This window comes from Peribacillus sp. NPDC096622 (assembly GCF_044762665.1).
Taxonomy (GTDB): Bacteria; Bacillota; Bacilli; order Bacillales; family DSM-1321; genus Peribacillus; species Peribacillus frigoritolerans_B.
This window is the reverse complement of the sequence record NZ_JBIWES010000002.1, coordinates 334,995-347,967: the sequence shown is the minus strand read 5'-3', so window position 1 is coordinate 347,967 and position 12,973 is coordinate 334,995. Positions and strand designations below refer to the sequence as shown.

The following is a 12,973-nucleotide window of genomic DNA, read 5'->3' as shown; positions in this document are numbered from 1 at the left end:
CCCCCATGTATAGCAATCTTTTTTATATCTAATAATTAACCTGGATCCAAACGGTAAGAAAGCAGCTTAAACTCAGGTGTATAAGTAAATGTTCCATAGATGATCCCACTTCCATGAACCATATAATCCAGGATGTGAAAATCACCTTCAGCCATCATCAGCTTTTTAACATCTTCTACCGGATGCCAGCTAAGTTCCCCTTCTTCACAAACATCGACATTTACACCATCGGAATCCGTTGCAAAGAAAGTGAACATCATCCATTCTGATAAAACTTTATCCCCGTCCTTCATGATGAAGGTGAAAATCCCTTTGATTGAAGGGTTTTTTAAATAAACGCCCGTTTCTTCGCGATATTCCCTAATACAAGCATCGCGTACAGATTCCCCAGGTTCCATCTTGCCGCCTGGAGCTACCCACCATCCGCGTCTAGGCTTTTTCAATAAGAGGATTTGATTATCTCTGATCAATACACAGTTTGTGACACGTTGCACGTTCTTCACCTCGATTGGCTCTGCTCGACTATAAAAAACCTTCACCCCCCATTTTGAAGAGATTCAGTTTATATCCTTAAACCGCCGCTAGATATCCATTTAATAGTTCAAACAAGTTGTATTTTTCATATTATTACCATTATGAAAGATAATATATGTTTAGTATATCTTATCATTATACTATTTTTAAAATGAGCTAACAATAAAGTAAACTTCCTGCATTGGGGTAATCTTCATTTGCAAGGAGCCACATAAAGTAAGCCTTTATCCTGCTTAACTCCTATTCTTCTCCACTTTCGCTGCCTAAATGCAAAGGAACGACTTACTTCACATTAAAAACCGCTCGGTAACATCCTAAAAATTGGAACTAAAGATATAGTCTCAAAGCATGAAAACCAAAAAAAAGACACAGAAACTTAATCTGTGTCCTTAAACGTTTATAATTAAAGGGGGTCAACTTCTACCCATACTATACCCAATCATTATTTCACGCGTGTTACAACATCGTTAAAACGGAATTACGATTGTATATTCTTGTGATATCAAGCCTTTGGCTGCAATTTTTCCTGAAGTTCCTCAACAAAATGCTGAGCTGATTGAGCGGCAATACTGCCATCGCCTGTAGCTGTAACGATTTGGCGCAATGTTTTTTCACGAACGTCACCTGCAGCAAAAATACCAGGTACGCGTGTTTCCATCCGATCATTCGTTTCAATATAGCCTGTGGAATTCAAGATGCCCAAGTTTTCAAATGGTTTAGTCAGCGGAAGCATTCCGATATAAATGAATACACCGTCTGCGTCCATCACTGTCTCTTCTCCGCTTTCTGTGGAAACTAGTGTGACACCGCCGACTTTGCCGCCTTTTTCATTGATTTCCTTCAAAGTGTGATTCCAGATGAAGTTAATTTTCTCATTGGCAAATGCACGATCTTGAAGAATCTTTTGAGCACGAAGTTCGTCACGTCTGTGAACGATCGTCACTTTTGAAGCAAAGCGGGTTAAGTACACACCCTCTTCAACAGCAGAGTCTCCGCCGCCGATAACGAACAATTCTTTTTGCTTGAAGAATGCACCGTCACAAACTGCACAATACGAAACACCGCGGCCGCCCAATTCTTTTTCGCCAGGAACGCCGATTTTCTTGTATTCGGCACCAGATGAAATGATGATTGAACGTGCTTTGAATTCCTTTGTACCGGCTTTGATCGTTTTATACTCTTCACCGTCAATGATTTCCTTAACATCGCCATAGGCATACTCCGCACCGAATTTCTTTGCATGGTCAAACATTTTTGTTGAAAGTTCAGGTCCGAGTATAGTGTCGAATCCAGGATAATTTTCAACTTCTTCCGTATTGGCCATTTGCCCGCCCGGTACCCCGCGTTCTAACATCAATGTTGAAAGGTTCGCACGTGATGTATAGACAGCCGCCGTCATCCCTGCAGGACCAGCTCCAATAATAACAACGTCATAAATTTTTTCAGACATGTTTTCACTCCTCCATATTCCATTACAAATGGAACCTTCACTACGGTTAGTGTTCCCTACCTATTATCCTATATAACAAATAATTTTTCGTCCAAATATCTGCTCATCCGAGTAAGTTTTGAACCAACTTTACGTACTTCGATAAGGTGGACACCGATATGAAATGTTTGTCTGCGATTGCCTGTTTGCTCGCCTTCTCATTTTTAAGCTGAATCCACACGTACTCCACCGCAGATGCCCAGCCTGCTGGATTATTTAGCTTCTGCCCGGATTTCACCGCTTCGATGAAAACGGAAAACCACATTAAATAGAGCCCGGCTTCATTTAATTGTATCGGTTGGAAATGCTGATATAATAACTCCGCTGTACGATCGGCAAAATCAATCGGTGTTAATTGGCGATCTTTAGCAGGAACTTGAACAAGTTCGGCATAATCACGTTCCAAATCAGTGAAATTCTGATTTAGGTTGAGAACCTGGTTTTTCAATAGCTTCTGTTTATGAACCGAATGTTTCAGAAGGAAAATGGCAAACAGCCTTTCTTCGATGAATTCACTTTCCAGCCTTTTTATAATAGAAGGAAAATGATGTTCAAAACCATCTGAAGTTGCGTTCATATCTCCCCAAGGCTCCATGCCTTCCTTTTCCGGGTTCATTTCCACGACCTTTTTCCATGCCTTTTTGGCAGCCTGTTCATGGCCTAAGTGGTAAGCGGAAATGGTAAGCCAATAATAGAAGGTTCCATCTCCTTCGAACCCTTGCTTTTGGAGTCCTTTCAGCCATTTATATGCAGAAGCATAATTTCCGATCAAAGCGAAGGTCGCTCCAAGCTTGAAACGATGTTCGGATAGCATCGGCCTAATTTTCTCCAGCATCTGTATGAGCTCTTCAACCTTTGCTTCATCCTGTTGATAATGATGGAAAACAACAAGGTTGCAAAGCGCATGCAGGTTTCCCGGACTTTTTTCCAGTACCTCATCAAGTGTTTCAAAAGCTTCATTTACTTGACCAAGATAGAAATAGGCAAGTGCCAGGTTATTATAAGCGGACCAGTAATCTTCGTACTCGGCAATCGTTTCTTTCAGCACTTCGATTGCCTTCGGGAAATTTCCTGATTCCAGGTACTCACGAGCTTGTTCCTGTTTGGTAATGAGCCCATCATGCTTGAAGGGGTTTTCTTCTGACTCATCCGACTCAAAAGTTATCAGTTCAAGCAGATCCTCTGCGTCATCGCTGAACTCCCCGTCTTCTTCTTTATCAAGATAAGCACTGGCGTGACGATAAGCCTCCTTGAACATGCCTAAGTGGGCATAATTATTCGCCAGGAAGTAATGACATTCAGACATATAGGGATCCATCACATCCAAGATGTTTTCCAAAAGGTTGTTTGAATAATTATATTCACCGATTTCCGAGCAAGTGATTGCCAATTGACAAGCTATCATCGGTTCAGCAGGTTCAAGTTCCAGCGCACGTTCCAGGTATTTCTTTGATTTAGGTAATTCCCGTCTATGATAAGCTTTTAAACCCTTGGTGAAATAATACTCACCTGTTGGGTGAAAGGTTAGAATTTTTGCCTGTTGGCCAAATTTAGAGTCTTTACTCATGTAATCCTCCATCTACAAGTTGATTAACCATAGTATTATAACATATTGGAGAAAATTTGCCGAACAATTCAAGAAAATGGAAAACGGGAATCACCATACTTTCTTTAAGAAGAAATGGAAGCATTTTCCTAGTCAAAAGGGGAGTCAAGATCGTTGCTCGCAGTCGTGAATACACACAAAAGAGCCCCCCTATTGAAGGAGGGCACAAACTGAAGACAAACTCGATGAAAATCCAGTTGTCTTCAGTTTTTTTAAGGTTTGTACAATTTGAACGTCGCCTCCAGGCACTCGCTCCAATCAACTTTGTTTTAAAATTTAGATAGAACCCCTTTTGTCTACAAACTGAGCTCCCCTATTAATGAAGGCACTCACCATTCATTCGGTTTCTTTCGGTTCGTCCTTATCCGCATGTCTAGCCTTCAATACATCAAGCACCGCTTGGAACGGCAACTCCTGCTCCTGAAGAAGAACGAATAAGTGATAGAGGAGATCTGCACTTTCCATCGAAAGTTCCTCTGCATCGCGGTTCTTTGCAGCAATGATCACTTCTGCCGCTTCTTCACCGACTTTTTTCAGGATCTTATCAACGCCCTTATCGAATAGGTAGGTAGTATATGAACCTTCAGGCATTTCCGATTTTCTTTTTTCAATCAATTTTTCCAATTCCGTCAAGAAAGTCACATTCGCCTTCACGTCTTGTCCGGCTTCACCGTTTTGGTAAATCGTTTCGCTAAAACAGCTTGTTGCCCCTGTATGGCACGCAGGACCTGCAGGAACGACCCGAACGACCAATGCATCTTGATCGCAGTCATACTTCATTTCGATGATTTTCTGGGTATTGCCGCTGGTTGCTCCTTTATGCCATAATTCATTGCGCGAACGGCTGAAGAAAACCGTTTCACCTTTTTCAATCGACAATTGCAGAGATTCTTGGTTCATGTAAGCAAGAGTCAGCACTTCGCCGGTTCCTGCATCTTGAATAATTGCCGGTATCAGGCCTTTTTCGTCGTATTTAATAGTTTCAAGATTCATCGTACAACCACTCCTTGTTGTTTGAGAAACGATTTAACTTCTTTGACGGATGTTTCTTTATAATGAAAAATCGATGCGGCTAATGCTGCGTCTGCTTTACCTTCTTGAAAGGCTACCTGGAAATGTTCAGCGTTGCCTGCCCCGCCTGAGGCGATGACCGGCACTGAAACGGCTTCAGATACCGCTTTTGTCAAAGCGATATTAAACCCTTGTTTCTCGCCGTCACAATCCATGCTTGTCAATAAAATTTCCCCAGCGCCGCGGGATACGGCTTCCTTCGCCCACTCGATCACTTCCCATTCAGTCGGCTTCCGGCCGCCATGGGTATATACGCGCCATGACCCAAGCTCTTCATCATATCGGGCGTCTATGGCGACCACGATACATTGGGAACCAAAATAATCAGCACCTTCATTAATTAAATCAGGACGCAGGATGGCTGCTGTATTTAAGGATACTTTATCGGCACCAGCTCTTAGGATCTTCTTCATATCCGCCAATGAATTAATGCCGCCGCCCACCGTGAACGGGATTGCCAAGCTGCTCGCTACCGCTTGAACGACGTCGACGATCGTTTCCCTGCCTTCATGTGATGCGGAAATATCCAGGAAGACAAGTTCATCGGCACCTTCTTGGTCGTAAAAGGCTGCAAGTTCGACCGGATCTCCAGCATCCCTAAGGGAAACAAATTGTATGCCTTTGACTACGCGCCCATCTTTTACATCGAGACATGGAATAATTCGTTTAGTGAGCATTTAACCACGCACCTTTTCTAGTGCTTCTGCTACATTAAAGCGGTTGGTATAAAGTGCCTTGCCAATGATTGCCCCTGCAATGCCTTGGGCTTCATGCTCCTTGAGAGTGATAAGGTCTTCGAGTGAACTAATGCCTCCCGAAGCGATCACGTCTTTACCAGTTGCCTTTGCCATGGCCAATATACCTTCCACATTCGGACCTGAAAGCATGCCATCCGTCGCGATATCAGTCACGATAAAGGTCTCAGCACCAGCATCTGCCAGTAATTTGCCAAGGTCTATCGCAAGGGTTCCAGACGTTTGAAGCCAACCATGAGTGGCAACCCTGCCATCCTTCGCATCGATCCCGATTGCGATGTGGCTTCCATATTTCCTAATCATTTCTTTAGCGAAATCAGGGTCCGAAACGGCCGTGCTGCCTAGAATGACACGTTCCACTCCATTATCCAGATAATGGGCTATATCCCGTTCCGTACGGATGCCGCCGCCGATTTGAATGCGGGCGCCTAAATCACTTGCAGCTTTAATTACGTACGAATCATTGATTCTTACTCCCTCTTTAGCCCCGTCAAGGTCGACCATATGTATCCAATCGGCTCCTTGGTCCGCAAAGCTTTTAGCCATATCGAAGGGGGAATCGCCATAAACGGTTTCCTGATTGTAATCTCCCTGGATTAAGCGGACGCATTTGCCTCCGCGCATATCAATCGCCGGGTAAATAGTAAAGTTGCTCATGCTTCTTCCTTCCCTTCTACTAATGACAGATAATTTCCCAAAAGTGACATGCCCATATTCCCGCTTTTTTCCGGATGGAACTGCATGCCGAATACATTCCCTTTACCGACGATCGCCGGCACTTCCACATCATACGTCGCCGAAGCGGTAACGAATGATTCATCTGTATCGACGTAGTAAGAATGGACGAAATATACATGATCCTCTTCCAGCCCTTCATTCACTGGTGAAGCGTGTTTTAATTCAAGACGATTCCAGCCCATGTGCGGCACTTTATAAACCTGGTCATTCGCATCCACTCCCTTAAAACGAACGACTTTTCCCGGGATGAGGGATAATCCTTTTGCCGGTCCATTTTCCTCACTTTCATCAAAGAGAAGCTGCATGCCAAGGCAGATGCCTAATAGATAGCCCCCATCCGCTACATATTCCCTCAGGAATTCATCCAGCTTTTGTCTTTCCAAGAGACTCATGGCATCCCTGAAAGAGCCAACGCCGGGAAGTATGATCCCTTTCGACTTTGAAAGTTCTTTTGGGTCATCGGAAATGAATGAATCTGCACCAAGGCGCTCAAGCCCTTTACTAACAGAAAATAAATTCCCCATGCCATAATCGACGATCCCGATCATTTACAACATTCCTTTCGTCGAAGGGATGCCTTTGACACGTGGATCGATAGTCGTAGCTTCATCCAATGCACGTCCAAGCGCTTTGAATATTGCCTCGATCATATGATGTGTGTTGTGACCGTAATGAACGACTACATGAAGGTTCATCCTGGCTTCAAGAGCGAATTTCCAAAGAAACTCGTGCACCAGTTCAGTATCGAAAGTACCGACTTTTTGCGAAGGAAACTCAGCCCGGAACTCCAGATGCGGACGATTGCTTAAATCGATGACAACCTGGGCGAGTGCTTCATCCATAGGTACGAAAGCATTTCCGTAACGCTTAATCCCGCGCTTGTCTCCAAGGGCCTCCAATAATGTCTGACCCAAGCAAATGCCAATATCTTCAGTTGTATGGTGATCATCCACGTCTGTATCCCCGTTTGCATCTACTGTCAAATCAAACTTCCCGTGTTTTGTGAACAAATCGAGCATATGCGTCATAAACGGAACGCCGGTCTTAATGGAAGAATTACCTTCCCCATCCACACCAAACTTCAAACTTATTTCCGTTTCATTCGTTTTTCGCTCCACACTAGCAAAACGTTCCATTACAGCTCCTCCTCAACGGGGTAAGACCCCTTTTCCCAAGATGTAAAAGCATGTCAAAAGTCTTTATATCACTGATTTCACTTATTTTAATAATTCAGGACCTTTTCCCGATTCATTCACACCACGTGATTCGATGGCACGGGCATGAGCCTCAAGTCCTTCCATTCTTGCAAATGCTGCGATTTTTTCTGCATTTTTGCGGAAGGCCGTTTCACTATACATGATGATGCTCGATTTCTTTTGGAAATCATCCACATTCAGCGGGCTGGAAAAACGGGCGGTTCCATTTGTAGGCAATACATGATTGGGGCCTGCGAAGTAATCCCCGACAGGCTCTGAACTAAAGCGGCCAATGAAGATTGCCCCGGCATGGCGGATTTTAGCCATGATTTCAAGTGCATCCTTGGTCACAATTTCCAAATGTTCCGGTGCAAGTTCATTAATCGCTTCAACAGCTTCTGCCATATTCCCGCATACAACGATTCTTCCATAATCCCTTATCGATGCTGCAGCAATATCATGGCGTGGAAGCAACGCCACCTGCTTGGTCACTTCTGCTGCCACATCTTCTGCAAGAGACATTGACGTCGCGACCAAAACACTGCAAGCCCGGGCATCATGCTCCGCCTGTGATAGCAAGTCTGCCGCAACTTCTGCAGCGATGGCTGTTTCGTCCGCCAATATCGCTATTTCACTGGGACCTGCTATCATATCAATTGCGACATCTCCGAATACTTCGCGCTTCGCTAACGCCACATATATATTTCCCGGACCCACTATTTTATCCACTTTCTTAATTGTTTCCGTCCCATAAGCGAGGGCAGCTATGGCCTGAGCCCCGCCAACTTTATAGATTTCCTTAACTCCGGCAATTTTGGCAGCTGCCAAAACCGCTGGCGATAATTTCCCATCTTTTCCTGGAGGGGAAACCATAACGACCCGTTCCACCCCCGCGGCCTTCGCAGGCAATGCATTCATCAATACTGACGAAGGATAGGCTGCTGTGCCTCCAGGTACATAAACACCTACAGCATCAAGAGGTGTCAATTTTTGTCCTAGCATCGTTCCCGTATCATCAGTCGTAAACCATGAATTTCGAATTTGTTTCTCGTGAAACATTCGGATATTATTCGCAGCTTCTTGAATAATATCTAGCTGCTCAGCAGTTAAGGCCGCTGTCGCTTCTTCCATTTCCTGTTCCGATACAAGCAATTCCCCTAGACTGACACCATCGAAACGTTCGGTATAGGCATGTAAAGCTGCGTTTCCACTTTTCCTGACATCATAAATAATATCCTGGACCGCTTTTCTTTGATCGGCAGTACCTGCTTCAACCGAGCGTTTCAGGGAAATCCCTTCAGCAAACCGTTCTATTTTCATACCTTCACCTCATTAGCGATTCTTTACTATTCAATAATTTCTGCTAGCCGTTCCACGATTTCGGTAATCCTTGCTTCTTTAATTCGATAGCTCACAGGGTTTGCTACCAGCCTCGAAGTCACATTGGCGATTTTCGCATATTCCACAAGACCGTTTTCCTTCAAGGTCCGCCCCGTTGAAACGATATCGACGATTCGTTCAGCTAAACCAATTAACGGTGCTAACTCAATAGAGCCATTCAACTTTATAATCTCGACTTGCTCTCCCTGCTCACGAAAATAGCTGGAAGCAACATTCGGGTATTTACTGGCTATTTTGGGGGCGATGTCACTTATTTTCGTACCAGGCAGTCCAGCTACAGCTAAGTAGCAGGCACTGATTTTCAAATCGAGTAACTCATAGACATCACGTTCTTCCTCTAGCATGACATCCTTTCCTGCAATTCCAATGTCAGCTACGCCATGTTCCACATATGTTACGACATCCATCGGTTTAGCTAATATGAACCGCAGATTCTCCTCTTCCACTTCAAGGATCAATTTCCGGGAATCATCGAACTCGGGAGGGAGACGAAAACCGGCCCTTCTTAATAGCTCTGCCGCTTCTTCAAATATTCTCCCTTTCGGCATGGCAATCGTTAAAAAGCTATTATTCATCTTTTCCACTCCCCCCGTTCCCTACAAATAAATGAACTTCAGAAAATGTCCGTGTAAAAGCATCGACATTTTGGACGACTGTAATATCTTGAATCGTTACCAATTTTCCTTCGGAGCGTTTTCTTCTTGCAAAACCAATTGCTTCCAATCTTCGTTCGGGACTGAATAAAATACATTCTGGCGCTACAGGCTGGATCGGCTCCCCAAGAGCTTCTGCAAGACGATCCACCCGGATTGCAAAACCTGTGGCCGAAGCATTCCAGCCGAACTTTTCAAGCAGATTATCATACCGTCCGCCATTGCCGATTGGCGAACCGACTTGTCCGGCATACACTTCAAATAAAGTTCCCGTGTAATAACTCATATGACTGACCAATGTTAAGTCGAAGCTCACATATTGTTCAACGTCAAATTCTTTCAGCTGCGCAGATAATTCCTTCAGTTCAGCCAAGGAATCTTGCCCTTTATTATTTTCAACCAACCCTAGCGCCTTTTCCATGGTGCCTTCACTGCCACGTAAGGAGGTAAATTCGATAAGACGTTGTTTATCAATCGATGAAAGCGGCAGTGATTTAACATGCTCGCGATAACCAACATAATTTTTTTCGTACAAAAACTTCCTTAATATGGAGGCTCTTTCCTCCGTACCTAGAATGCTCAAGAAAAATTCTTGCAGAAATCCGATATGTCCAATGGAAACCTTAAATTCCTGAAGCCCTGCAGCCTTTAGAGCATCCGCAAGCAGGGCGATCATTTCAGCATCAGCACTTATTGATTTATTTCCGATACATTCAATGCCAATCTGTTCGAATTCTGCCGGCCTGCCTCCTTCACGCTGCTGTGCCCGGTATACATTAGCGGAATAGGCCAGGCGAAGCGGAATTTGCTGTTTTAACAGTTTGGATGCTGCGACCCGTGCAATGGGTGCTGTCATCTCGGGACGGAGTACGAGCGTATGTCCCTGGGAATCAAGAAGTTTAAACAACTGTTGATCCAATATTGCCGAAGCCTCGCCAATTGTTTCATAATATTCCAAAGCTGGCGTTTCAATAAATTGATAGCCCCACTTCTTGATTTCATCACTCATTTTATTTCTGGCCGACACTTTCGTTTCATACAGCACCGGCAATGTATCTCTCATGCCTAACGGTTTTTCAAACATAAATGGCTTTGTCACGACTGCACATCCTTTTGAAATATTGATTACTACCTATATCCAATCGGTCCGCCTATAGGCAAAACCGATGCATCCATTCCTTATTTTGTTTATCCCTTTATCTTTCCAAGGTTTTCACGCTTAAATCCAAATTTCGGATAACATATAAAAATAGTATCAAATATAATGACATAATCATATAAATAATCGCAATAATCTATTAAATTACTTTAGTTCGCTAATATGGTAGTAGGTTGAAGTTATTAATAGTTTACCCCTGCCCCCACCTCACGTCAAGGAAAATATGCCTAATCCCATTCCTTCCATACCACCACGGCGGTCTTGGATTTTCGTGATGACCGGTTTAAGTCCAAACGGAGAAGTCATCCCTTTTCCCCGGATAATTCTTCCTATCTTTAGCCATTCATTGTTATTAATGTATACCTTTTGGTTTAGCTGTTTTATAATATTTAGGAGTTTGGCAATATTCGATAAATTTAGGGGGAAATGGGAATGAAGAGATATTTTTCGTTTTTTATGGCACTTATCGTTCTTTTTTCACTGGGTTCAAGCGGAACGAAGGGGTTTGCGGCAACTAAGGTCAACCAGGATGAGCTTAATGCATACCTTTCTGAAGTTAGAATGACGCAAGAAGAATTGGAAGAGTATTTATCCTATTACGACTTAACATTGAATGAACTGAAATCGGTAGAAGAGTTGCGTGATACATTAGGACCTGCCGTCACTCCTGAGACCTTACAGAATCTACTTGAACAATATGAAATGACAGAAGCTGAACTTACGGAATTATTAATAGAATACGGTGAACTGGAAGAGGGGGATTCCATCATCGATACCTTCCATTTCATTTACGACATTGAGGATATCATCGATTTAGAAATGGATTATGATGAGGAAGAGATGGAATATGATAAAGAGATCAGCGATTTAGTGGAAGGTCTCTTTACTGAGATCGGGCTTACAGACGAAGAGCTCGACAGATTCATGAACCACCTTTTACCTATCGTCGAAGATCCTTCTTTTGAATCTCGTTTAATGGCGATCTCCGATAGGATGAATCAACTCGAGTATTTTGAAACAATTGATGAATTATCTGCAGAACAAGTGGCAGAATTGCTTTCTATATATAATGATCTTCAAAGCTTGCTGCAAATTCAATTCAAATTCGCTTTAATTCAGGATGGTACCACCACAAACCTATCCCTTGAAGCTTTATTCCAGCTTAAGGAATTGACGAATGCTAGTTTACTAGTTTCCATTTATGATTTAAACGGCAATTTCCTTCTCGATTTTACATTGACTGGTGAAATGATCGGTTCCGATTTAGTGAAAGAAACGGGCAATGACATTAAACAGTCCACTAAGGTCATTTCTAAAGTGGTTGAGGTAAAAAAAGAAAAGAAGAAACCCGTAAAACCTGAGCATAAAACGGAAAAAGGCGGATTGCTTCCAAAAACGGCTGGTAATTACTTATTCGGTGCTTTAATCGGTTTAGTGTTGATGGGTATCGCTTTCGGATTAATTAGAAAAGCGAGACTCACTAATTAGGATGAGCAAAAATAGGCAATCGAGGCATAAGAAAAAATCGTTACTTATCACTGCTGCATGTTTTTTAACCTTAGGATTTTATTTTACAACGACAAACGCTTACACGCTGTTAAAAGGCTATGCCCTTTATAAATGGAATGAATCTGACACAACGGAAGCGACGGCTAAGCTCCCCGAACCGAAGACGAAAGCAGATATTCCCGATGGCCTTGAACTATATGAAGAACGGCCGGAGACAGGTGATTTGATGGGTGAGCTTTATATTCCAAAAATCGAAGCAACTCTCCCAATTTATCACGGAACGGACGAAGATGAACTCGAAAAGGGCGTCGGTCATTATGCGGGGTCCGTCCTTCCCGGTGAAAAGGATAATTCCGTTTTATCCGGCCATCGAGATACAATTTTCAGAGAGCTAGGTGAAGTTGGCGAGGGTGACTTGCTGATTGCCAAGACAGAAGCAGGTACGTTTACATATAAAGTGAGGAAGGTTCGTATCGTCGATGCAGATGACCGTACCGTGATCGTTCCAAAGCCTAAAGCCACACTTACAGTAACAACCTGCTACCCTTTTTCATATATTGGTAGTGCACCGGAACGGTACGTATTGGTTGCCGATTTATTGAAATCGGAATAGATAAATGAGATGCGGGGCTGAAGTTGTTCAGTTCCCTCTTCATAAATCTATAATAGATGACAGGAGGACAAGCTCAACATGGAAAAACAGGCACAGGAAAGGTTTTTTCAAATTTTAAAAGAAACGTATGAAGCGACGGTGAACCAGGAAAATGTATCAATCAACGAAGTGATAGAGCATCTAAAGAATGAACTGACTCCGTTATACCCAAAATGCCATTAAAAAGGACCTGCCGCATATATGGGCAAG

At 43.3% G+C, this 12,973-nt stretch carries 14 protein-coding genes; 3 read left to right on the top strand and 11 right to left on the bottom strand.

Going from position 1 to position 12,973, the window contains the following annotated elements; translation table 11 throughout:
• Positions 1-35 precede the first annotated feature (35 nt).
• The 11 genes from ACIQYG_RS05040 to ACIQYG_RS04990 all read right to left on the bottom strand — a co-directional run bounded on the left by ACIQYG_RS05040 (position 36) and on the right by ACIQYG_RS04990 (position 10,542).
• The gene (locus tag ACIQYG_RS05040) at positions 36-494 is read right to left on the bottom strand and encodes an NUDIX hydrolase (protein WP_034309963.1); all 459 of its coding nucleotides are present in this window, start codon (positions 492-494) and stop codon (positions 36-38) included.
• A gap of 542 nt (positions 495-1,036) precedes the next feature.
• The gene (trxB, locus tag ACIQYG_RS05035) at positions 1,037-1,984 is read right to left on the bottom strand and encodes a thioredoxin-disulfide reductase (protein ID WP_402835928.1); all 948 of its coding nucleotides are present in this window, start codon (positions 1,982-1,984) and stop codon (positions 1,037-1,039) included.
• A 103-nt stretch (positions 1,985-2,087) separates the two neighbouring features.
• Positions 2,088-3,590 (bottom strand): tetratricopeptide repeat protein, encoded by a 1,503-nt coding sequence (locus ACIQYG_RS05030; RefSeq protein WP_402835926.1) that lies wholly within the window; start codon positions 3,588-3,590, stop codon positions 2,088-2,090.
• A 375-nt stretch (positions 3,591-3,965) separates the two neighbouring features.
• Entirely contained in the window at positions 3,966-4,622 is a 657-nt protein-coding gene (gene hisIE, locus ACIQYG_RS05025) for a bifunctional phosphoribosyl-AMP cyclohydrolase/phosphoribosyl-ATP diphosphatase HisIE (RefSeq protein WP_402835924.1), read from the bottom strand.
• Positions 4,619-5,377, bottom strand: coding sequence for an imidazole glycerol phosphate synthase subunit HisF (hisF, locus tag ACIQYG_RS05020; protein ID WP_402835922.1), 759 nt, complete (start codon positions 5,375-5,377; stop codon positions 4,619-4,621). Before hisF ends, hisIE begins: the two co-directional genes overlap by 4 nt.
• The gene (gene hisA, locus ACIQYG_RS05015) at positions 5,378-6,112 is read right to left on the bottom strand and encodes a 1-(5-phosphoribosyl)-5-[(5-phosphoribosylamino)methylideneamino]imidazole-4-carboxamide isomerase (RefSeq protein WP_402835920.1); all 735 of its coding nucleotides are present in this window, start codon (positions 6,110-6,112) and stop codon (positions 5,378-5,380) included.
• Positions 6,109-6,741, bottom strand: coding sequence for an imidazole glycerol phosphate synthase subunit HisH (gene hisH / locus ACIQYG_RS05010; protein WP_402835918.1), 633 nt, complete (start codon positions 6,739-6,741; stop codon positions 6,109-6,111). Before hisH ends, hisA begins: the two co-directional genes overlap by 4 nt.
• On the bottom strand, positions 6,742-7,329 hold the full coding sequence (hisB, locus tag ACIQYG_RS05005) for an imidazoleglycerol-phosphate dehydratase HisB (RefSeq protein WP_063233950.1): 588 nt from the start codon (positions 7,327-7,329) through the stop codon (positions 6,742-6,744). It lies immediately after the preceding gene.
• An 81-nt stretch (positions 7,330-7,410) separates the two neighbouring features.
• Complete coding sequence (gene hisD / locus ACIQYG_RS05000) at positions 7,411-8,709, bottom strand: histidinol dehydrogenase (RefSeq protein WP_402835915.1); 1,299 nt, start codon at positions 8,707-8,709, stop codon at positions 7,411-7,413.
• Between the two features lie 26 nt (positions 8,710-8,735).
• The gene (gene hisG, locus ACIQYG_RS04995; protein WP_034311625.1) at positions 8,736-9,365 is read right to left on the bottom strand and encodes an ATP phosphoribosyltransferase; all 630 of its coding nucleotides are present in this window, start codon (positions 9,363-9,365) and stop codon (positions 8,736-8,738) included.
• Positions 9,358-10,542, bottom strand: coding sequence for an ATP phosphoribosyltransferase regulatory subunit (locus tag ACIQYG_RS04990; RefSeq protein WP_402835913.1), 1,185 nt, complete (start codon positions 10,540-10,542; stop codon positions 9,358-9,360). The genes hisG and ACIQYG_RS04990 overlap by 8 nt, the downstream gene beginning before the upstream one ends.
• A gap of 492 nt (positions 10,543-11,034) precedes the next feature.
• On the opposite strand from ACIQYG_RS04990, the gene ACIQYG_RS04985 reads away from it, so the two are divergent.
• The 3 genes from ACIQYG_RS04985 to ACIQYG_RS04975 all read left to right on the top strand — a co-directional run bounded on the left by ACIQYG_RS04985 (position 11,035) and on the right by ACIQYG_RS04975 (position 12,946).
• The gene (locus ACIQYG_RS04985) at positions 11,035-12,090 is read left to right on the top strand and encodes a processed acidic surface protein (protein WP_402835911.1); all 1,056 of its coding nucleotides are present in this window, start codon (positions 11,035-11,037) and stop codon (positions 12,088-12,090) included.
• Position 12,091: 1 nt separating this feature from the next.
• Complete coding sequence (locus ACIQYG_RS04980) at positions 12,092-12,724, top strand: class D sortase (RefSeq protein WP_402835909.1); 633 nt, start codon at positions 12,092-12,094, stop codon at positions 12,722-12,724.
• 78 nt (positions 12,725-12,802) lie between these two features.
• Positions 12,803-12,946 (top strand): YwzD family small protein, encoded by a 144-nt coding sequence (locus tag ACIQYG_RS04975; RefSeq protein WP_318291983.1) that lies wholly within the window; start codon positions 12,803-12,805, stop codon positions 12,944-12,946.
• Positions 12,947-12,973 lie beyond the last annotated feature (27 nt).

What these genes read in the sequence shown, in the direction of transcription:
- trxB (WP_402835928.1), bottom strand. Translation starts at nt 1,984, where the DNA reads ATGTCTGAAAAAATTTATGACGTTGTTATTATTGGAGCTGGTCCTGCA.
- ACIQYG_RS05030 (WP_402835926.1), bottom strand. Translation starts at nt 3,590, where the DNA reads ATGAGTAAAGACTCTAAATTTGGCCAACAGGCAAAAATTCTAACCTTT.
- hisIE (WP_402835924.1), bottom strand. Translation starts at nt 4,622, where the DNA reads ATGAATCTTGAAACTATTAAATACGACGAAAAAGGCCTGATACCGGCA.
- hisF (WP_402835922.1), bottom strand. Translation starts at nt 5,377, where the DNA reads ATGCTCACTAAACGAATTATTCCATGTCTCGATGTAAAAGATGGGCGC.
- hisA (WP_402835920.1), bottom strand. Translation starts at nt 6,112, where the DNA reads ATGAGCAACTTTACTATTTACCCGGCGATTGATATGCGCGGAGGCAAA.
- hisH (WP_402835918.1), bottom strand. Translation starts at nt 6,741, where the DNA reads ATGATCGGGATCGTCGATTATGGCATGGGGAATTTATTTTCTGTTAGT.
- hisB (WP_063233950.1), bottom strand. Translation starts at nt 7,329, where the DNA reads ATGGAACGTTTTGCTAGTGTGGAGCGAAAAACGAATGAAACGGAAATA.
- hisD (WP_402835915.1), bottom strand. Translation starts at nt 8,709, where the DNA reads ATGAAAATAGAACGGTTTGCTGAAGGGATTTCCCTGAAACGCTCGGTT.
- hisG (WP_034311625.1), bottom strand. Translation starts at nt 9,365, where the DNA reads ATGAATAATAGCTTTTTAACGATTGCCATGCCGAAAGGGAGAATATTT.
- ACIQYG_RS04985 (WP_402835911.1), top strand. Translation starts at nt 11,035, where the DNA reads ATGAAGAGATATTTTTCGTTTTTTATGGCACTTATCGTTCTTTTTTCA.
- ACIQYG_RS04980 (WP_402835909.1), top strand. Translation starts at nt 12,092, where the DNA reads ATGAGCAAAAATAGGCAATCGAGGCATAAGAAAAAATCGTTACTTATC.
- ACIQYG_RS04975 (WP_318291983.1), top strand. Translation starts at nt 12,803, where the DNA reads ATGGAAAAACAGGCACAGGAAAGGTTTTTTCAAATTTTAAAAGAAACG.